The organism is Pseudomonas machongensis (assembly GCF_034961125.1).
Lineage (GTDB): Bacteria > Pseudomonadota > Gammaproteobacteria > Pseudomonadales > Pseudomonadaceae > Aquipseudomonas > Aquipseudomonas machongensis.
In genome coordinates this window covers 1-6,922 of record NZ_JAYFUI010000147.1, presented here as the reverse complement: position 1 = coordinate 6,922, position 6,922 = coordinate 1, and the positions used below count along the sequence as shown (strand labels likewise).

General features: G+C 63.9%; 7 protein-coding genes. 1 reads left to right on the top strand and 6 read right to left on the bottom strand.

The features are described from left to right. Window positions 1-188 precede the first annotated feature (188 nt). Genes VA602_RS14700 through VA602_RS14690 form a run of 3 tightly spaced genes read right to left on the bottom strand, consistent with a single transcriptional unit; the run spans window position 189 to window position 1,949 of the window. Window positions 189-854: a GNAT family N-acetyltransferase gene (locus tag VA602_RS14700; protein WP_323453580.1), complete on the bottom strand. Its 666-nt coding sequence runs from the start codon at window positions 852-854 to the stop codon at window positions 189-191. 7 nt (window positions 855-861) lie between these two features. Then, the gene (locus VA602_RS14695) at window positions 862-1,308 is read right to left on the bottom strand and encodes a GNAT family N-acetyltransferase (RefSeq protein ID WP_323453579.1); all 447 of its coding nucleotides are present in this window, start codon (window positions 1,306-1,308) and stop codon (window positions 862-864) included. Window positions 1,309-1,319: 11 nt separating this feature from the next. Beyond that, window positions 1,320-1,949: an FMN-binding negative transcriptional regulator gene (locus VA602_RS14690; RefSeq protein WP_323453578.1), complete on the bottom strand. Its 630-nt coding sequence runs from the start codon at window positions 1,947-1,949 to the stop codon at window positions 1,320-1,322. Between the two features lie 89 nt (window positions 1,950-2,038). On the opposite strand from VA602_RS14690, the gene pdxR reads away from it, so the two are divergent. Continuing rightward, window positions 2,039-3,565 (top strand): MocR-like pyridoxine biosynthesis transcription factor PdxR, encoded by a 1,527-nt coding sequence (pdxR, locus tag VA602_RS14685; protein WP_323453577.1) that lies wholly within the window; start codon window positions 2,039-2,041, stop codon window positions 3,563-3,565. 101 nt (window positions 3,566-3,666) lie between these two features. On the opposite strand, the gene VA602_RS14680 is transcribed toward pdxR, so the two are convergent. The 3 genes from VA602_RS14680 to VA602_RS14670 form a co-directional block, all read right to left on the bottom strand. Further along, complete coding sequence (locus tag VA602_RS14680) at window positions 3,667-4,770, bottom strand: polyamine ABC transporter substrate-binding protein (protein WP_323453576.1); 1,104 nt, start codon at window positions 4,768-4,770, stop codon at window positions 3,667-3,669. 2 nt (window positions 4,771-4,772) lie between these two features. Beyond that, a complete protein-coding gene (locus VA602_RS14675; protein ID WP_323453575.1) occupies window positions 4,773-5,813 on the bottom strand; it encodes a histone deacetylase family protein in 1,041 nt (346 codons plus the stop codon). A gap of 167 nt (window positions 5,814-5,980) precedes the next feature. Continuing rightward, window positions 5,981-6,922: AraC family transcriptional regulator (locus VA602_RS14670; protein ID WP_323453574.1), on the bottom strand; the 942-nt coding region annotated here is incomplete at its 5' end.

The window sequence follows — 6,922 nt, the reverse complement described above, 5'->3', positions numbered from 1 at the left end:
GAGATCAAGGCCGCATCCAACTGTTCGGGCTCTCGCCAAAGTGGAACGGTGAATGGCAGCTTGTGCTCCCACTCGTGCTCAAGGCACACGCGGCATTCAGCTTGCCATTCACCGCTCTCACTCCAGATTCTAATCCCCTATCAAGACACAAGCGGCGGTTCGGCGCTCCGACTTGCCCCGCGATTGCGTCAGGCCAGGCGACACGCTTCCAGGGTTTTCACCTGACCTTCAGGCCGCTGGTTCTCCACGCTCAACCAGCGCTCGAACCCCGCCGCCACCGCCGGCCACTCCTTGTCGGTGATCGAATACCAGGCGGTGTCGCGGTTCTGGTCCTTCACCACCATGTGCTGGCGGAACACGCCTTCGAAGACAAAGCCGAAGCGCAGCGCCGCGCGCTTGGAGCGGGTATTGGCGTCGTTGCATTTCCACTCCAGGCGTCGGTTGCCCAGCTCGAAGCCGAGCTTGCTCAACAGGTAGACCGCCTCGGTGCCTTTGGGCGTGCGCTGCATGGCCGCGCCAAAGGCGATGTGGCCGATTTCGAAACGTCCCTGCTCGGGGACGATCGACATGTAGCTGAGGATGCCCTGCACCTGCCCGTTGTGTTTGTCGATGACGCTATAGAACAGCGGATCGCGGCCCGCTGCGTTGCCTTGCAGCCAGCGGTCGAAGTCGGCGCGTTCGGCGAACGGGCCATAGGGCAGGTAGTTCCACAGCACCGGGTCCGATCCCGGGCCTTGCAGGACTTCCCACAGGTCGTCGCCATGGCGCGCCGGGTCGAGTTTCTCCAGGCGGATGAAGCGGCCATCGAGGGGGGAGGCGTCCGGTGTCGCAGCGGGTGTCCAGTTCAGGGTCATGATCGGCCTACAGTGCTTTGCGAAATTGAATGAAGCCCGGGCGCTCGGCGACCTGCTCGTACAGACTGATGGCCGTGGCGTTGGTCTCGTGGGTCAGCCAGTGCACCTTGATGCAGCCAGCGGTCTTGGCGGTGGCGTAGACGTGTTCGATCAGCTGGCGGCCGATACCCAGGCCGCGCTGCTCGCCGTCGACGTAGAGGTCTTGCAGGTAGCAGGAGTTCTCGATGCTCCAGTTGGAACGATGATAGATGTAGTTGACCATCCCCACCGCCTTGCCATCGACCCAGGCAAGGGCCGAGTGGGTGGGTTCGCTGGGGTCGAGCAGGCGCTGCCAGGTATTGGCCGTGACCTCTTCGGCGAGGGTGGTCTGGTAGAAGCGCAGGTAGGCCTGCCACAGGGGCAGCCAGGCGGCGTGGTCTTCGAGAGTGACCGGGCGCAAGGTGACGTTGGACATGGTGGTTTCCTTCAAAGCGAACGCATCTGCGTCGCGAGTTGGTTGTCGAGTGGATCGGGGCTGTTGGCCAGGCCTTCGCGCACGCCTTGGACATCGTCGGCGCTGCGGTTCTGGCTGAGCTTGCGGGCGCCCTGGATGCGGGTGATGGGCAGGCGGATGCCGACGATGGCGCGGAGCATGCCGTCGATGTAGTCGGCGGGGGCGTCGGCGACCTTCCAGGGGGTGGCGCGGCCTTGTTCATGCAGGTCGGTCAGGCGGCTGACGATCTCCAGCAGGGGCGCCGGGTCATGGATGACCTCGACCGGCCCGTGGGCATGCACCGCCACATAGTTCCACGTGGGCACCACCTTTGGATTCTCCAGCTTGCTCGGGTAGTAGCCGGGGCTCACGTAGGCATCGGCGCCCTGGAAAACCAGCAGGGCTTCACCGCCTCGCTCCAGGTCCTGCCACTGGTGGTTGGCGCGGGCCAGGTGGCCGTATACCGTACCGAACTCGCCTTCGCGGGTGTCCAGCAGCACTGGCAGGTGGGTCGCCAGCAGGCCGTGCTCTCCGTGGCTGACCAGCGTGGCAAGGCGCGTCTGCAGCATCTGCTGGTGCAGACGTTGGAGATCGTGTTCCTGATGAGGCTTGGCGTTGTACATGGCGAAGTCCTTGTTTGATGACTTCATCCTAGGCAGGCTATTGGTTCTGTGTAAGAGCCATTTACCGCTGTTTTGACAGGTCCAATGTCATGAGTGAGCGTCCTCTCGTTTTGCCTTTCGACCCCGCCGGCATTGTGCTGGACCGCCGCCGTGGCCTCAGCCAGCAGCTCTACCAGGCATTGCGCGCGCGGGTGCTGGACGGCCGGCTGAGCAGTGGCACGCGGCTGCCGGCCACTCGTGACCTGGCTTCGGTGCTGGCGCTGTCGCGCAACAGCGTGGTGCGTGCCTATGACCAGTTGTACGCAGAAGGCTTCATCGAAAGCCGAGTCGGGGATGGCACCTACGTGAGTCGGCTGCCAAAACTGTCCACACAGTTATCAACAAGGTTATCCCAGGGGTTATCAACAGAGTTATCCACATTTCTGCCCGATGACACTGAGGATTTATCCAGTTCAACGCGCTCCAGCGCACCCTTGGAGCGCTTGAAATCGCACCATCTTTCACCGCCTAGAGCCGGGGCTCCGAGGGCTTTTCGGGTCGGTATTCCCGCGTTCGATCTGTTCCCGTTCGACGTCTGGGCCAAGCTGCAAGCGGGTTTCTGGCGTGATCCCGATCCTGCGCTGCTCGGTTACGGCGACCCGGCCGGGGAGCCTGTGCTGCGCGAACTGATTGCGGCCTACATGCGTCGCTCGCGAGGGCTTTCGTGCACCGCTGAACAAATTGTGATCACCAGTGGTGCACAGCAGGCCATCAGCCTTTGTGCACAGCTGCTGCTGCAACCGGGCGAGGAGGTGGCTGTGGAAAACCCGGGCTATCGCGCCGCCGGGCATGCCTTTGCCCTGGCCGGAGCGAAGGTGCGCGGTGTGGCGATAGACGAGGAAGGGCTGGTGTGCGAGCAGCTCGCCCAGTTGCGCGACTGTCGCCTGGCCTACGTGACGCCTGCGCACCAATACCCGACCGGCGTCACCATGAGCCTGGCGCGACGCTTGTCGTTGCTGGCCTGGGCCGAACGCCAGGATGGCTGGATCATCGAGGACGACTACGACGGCGAATACCGCTACAGCGGCCCACCGCTGGCCCCCCTTGCAGCGCTGGATCGCCAGCAGCGGGTGATCTACGTCGGCACCTTCGGCAAGATCGCCTTCCCCGCGTTGCGCCTGGGTTACCTGGTACTGCCGCCGCGACTGGTGCAGGCCTTCAGCCAGGCGCGTGCACTGGCGGTGCGGCATTCCGAAGTCGGGACGCAGTGCGTGATGGCGCAATTCATGGCTCAGGGGCACTTCCAGCGGCATATACGCCGCATGCGTCGGGCGGCGCTGGCGCGGCGCAATGTGCTCAAGGCCGGCTGGCCGCTGGATGTCCCGGGGCTGGGCGCGATGCCGGAAGTGGCGGCGGGGCTGCAGGTGAAAGTGGATGTGGATAACTTCGCGCGGGAGCAAGCGCTGGTGGCCAAGGCAGAGGCGGTGGGAGTGGAAGTGCACCCGCTGAGTGCTTACTGGCTGGAAGACAGCGAGGTGCCTGTGGATAAGCGGGCAGGGCTGGTGCTGGGTTTCGCTGCGGTGCCCGAGGAGGAGATTGCCGGGGCGTTGATGCGATTGCGCCGGGCTTGGCGATAAGGCGTTGGATCGCGTTGTCTGTTTCGCGGGCAAGTCGGACCGCCGCACCGCCGCTCCTACAAAGAACCTGTAGGAGCGGGCTTGCCCGCGAAGCAGGCGACTCAGGTACCGGACTTGATCCGCGTCCAGGCCCGGGTTCGTGCCCGTTCGGCTTCTTTGCTCAGCGGCTTGAGGGTATACAGCGTGGTCATCGCCTCAGCCGTCGGGTACAGGTTCGGGTTGTTGCGAATCTGTGGGCTGACCTTTTCGGTCGCGTCCTTGTTAGGGTTGGGGTAGCCGACGAAGTCGCTGATCGGCGCGATCACCTCGGGGCGCAGCAGGTAGTTGATGAAGGTGTGGGCGTCGTCCGGGTTCGCTGCATTTTTCGGAATGGCCAGCATGTCGAACCAGATCGGCGCGCCTTCCTTGGGCAGGCGCATGTCCACCACTACACCATTCTTGGCTTCGCGCGCACGGTTGGCGGCCTGCGAGAAGCTGCCCGAGTAGCCCACTGCCACGCAGATGTCGCCGTTGGCGATATCGGCCATGTATTTCGAGGAATGGAAGTAGGTGACGTGCGGGCGGATCTTCATCAGCAGCGCCTCGGCCTTCTTGTAGTCCTCAGGCTTGTCGCTGTTGGGTGACAGGCCTAGGTACTGCAGGGCCAGCGGCAGGATTTCCGACGGTGAATCAAGCAGCGCCACGCCGCACTGCTTGAGTTTGGCGATGTTCTCTTCCTTGAAGATCAGGTCCCAGCTGTCCACCGGTGCGTTGTCACCCAGCGCGGCCTTCACTTTGGCCGGGTTGAAGCCGATCAGGATGGTGCCGTACATGTAGGGCACGGCGAACTTGTTGCCCGGATCGTTGGCCTCGATCAGCTTCATCAGCGTTGGGTCCAGATGCTGCCAGTTCGGCAGCTTGCTGCGGTCCAGAGGTTGGAAGACCCCGGCTTCGATCTGCTTGGCGAGGAACACGTTGGAGGGCACTACCACGTCATAGCCGGAGTTGCCGGTCAGCAGCTTGGCTTCCAGTGCTTCGTTGGTGTCGAAGATGTCGTAGATCAGTTTGACCTGGGCATCCTTCTGGAAGTCGACCAGCGTCTGTGGAGTGATGTAGTCGAACCAGTTGTACACCCGCAGGGTGCGTTGTTCGGCATGGGCCTGAAGGCCACCAGCCAGCAGGCCGGCAGCAACGAGCGGGGCTAGCAGACGCTTGAATGGACGCATGATCAGGCTCCTGGCTGAGCGCGCTGGAACCCTTCCAGCACATTGACCGCATTGATGCCGATTTCCTCGACGGCATAACCACCTTCCATCACGAACAGGGTCGGCTTGCCGAGTTCGGCGATGCGCTTGCCCATCTCCAGGTAGTCCGGGCTGTCGAGCTTGAACTGGGAGATCGGATCGTCCTTGAAGGTGTCTACGCCGAGCGAGATCACCAGCACATCGGCGTCGAAGGCGGCAATGCGTTGGCAGGCATCTTCGAGGGCGGCACTCCAGGTGGCCCAGTCGCTACCTGCCGGCAGAGGATAGTTGACGTTGCAGCCCTCGCCTGCGCCCTCGCCGGTTTCGTCGGCATAGCCGAGGAAGAACGGGAACTCGTCGGTCGGGTCGCCGTGGATCGAGGCGAAGAACACGTCGTTACGGTCGTAGAAGATGTCCTGGGTGCCGTTGCCGTGGTGGTAGTCGACATCGAGGATCGCGACCTTGCGCCGGCCTTGGTCGAGGAAGGCCTGGGCAGCGACGGCGGCGTTGTTCAGGTAGCAGTAGCCGCCCATCACTTCGGCGGCAGCGTGGTGCCCTGGCGGACGGCACAGGGCAAAGGCGGCATGGGCGCCATTCTGGATCGCGGCCTGCCCGGTCAGTGCGACTTGCGCTGCGCTGTAGGCGGCCTGCCAGGTACCGGCGGTGATCGGCGCGCCACCGTCGAAGCTGTAGTAGCCCAGTTCGCCGTGCAGGCCGGTGGGTTTGATCTGGCGCAGGGTGCGTGCTGGCCAGGTGAAGGGCAGCAGGTCGCCCTCCTGGTTCATGGCCGCCCAGCGCGCCCAGGCGCCTTCGAAGAAGTCCAGATAGGCGGCGCTGTGGATGCGCAACAGCGGCGCGCGGCCGAAGTCGGTCGGGCCCTGGATCGGGCCGATGTCGCGGTGCTGGACGCGGGCGAGCACATGGTCAGCGCGCGAGGGCATCTCGAAACACGGCATCAGCTTGCCGTCGATCAGCTCGCAGCGGCCGTGGTGCAGGCGATGGTCATCGGAATATATCGTCAGCATTTGTTGTTCTCCGAAGGTGACTGGCGTGGGTCCATTGTGGTGGGCGGGCCAGGTGGAGAGAACGTTGCAAACGGCCAAAAGGGGATCGATATGGCCACTGGCGATGGCCGTATCGGGTGGTTTGGGGATATTTCCGGCCTATTGCCCCGCGGCTGGACGGGTGCCGACTACCCCCGAAAATGGCTGGGCGCCACGCCACTCCAGCGCTGGAACGCGTGTCGGAAGCTTGCCGTCTCGCTGAATCCCAGGGTTTCGGCGATCCGGTAGATCGGCATCTGGTCTTCGGCGAGCAACTGTTTGGCCCGTTCGAAGCGCAGCTCATCGAGCAGCTGTTGATAACTGCTGCCCAACGCCTGCAAGTGTCGCCGCAAGGTGCGCGACGAGCAGTTCATCTGCCGCGCCAGGCCCTCGAGCCCAGGCGCCGCATCGAGCTGCTGCATCAGCAGCTGGCGAATGCGCCCCAGCCAGGCCTGGCGGCCAGTGAACTCCAGGTTCAGGCGCCTGCAGCGTTCGGCCATGGCTTTGTGGGTGATGGGGTCGGCCAGGGGCAGTGGCATATCGAGCCAGCGCCGTTCGAAGGCAAAGGCGTTGTCTCGCGATTCGAAGCCCGTCGGGCAGGGGAATGCACCGGCGTAGAGCAGATGGTAGGCAGGGCGTGCGTGTTCGAAGCGTGCGGCCAGCAAGGGTAGCGGCCGGCCGAGCAGGTCGTCGCAGATGACTTTCAGCGAGACCAGGCAGAATTCGGCATTGAACGCTGCCAATGCCGGCCCCTCGCGATAATCGCTGGCGCTCAGCCAGACACGCTGGCCATCGTCGACCAGGCGCAACTGGAAGATTGTTCCCAGCAGTGCCGGATAACGCAGCGCCAGGCGCAGGGCGTCACCCAAAGTGGCACTCGAGAGCAAGGCGTAACCGAGCATGCCGTAGCACGACACATGCATCCGCCGCCCCAGCTCCAGGCCGATCTCCTCGCGTCGGGCGACTGCATTGGCACACACCTGCAGCTCTTGCTGGGTGGTGATGCGCGCATCGGGATGGCCCAGGTCTGCCGGGCCTATGCCGCTGCCGGCGAGCAGTTGCGAGGCGGTACAGCCCTCTTCCTGGAAGAC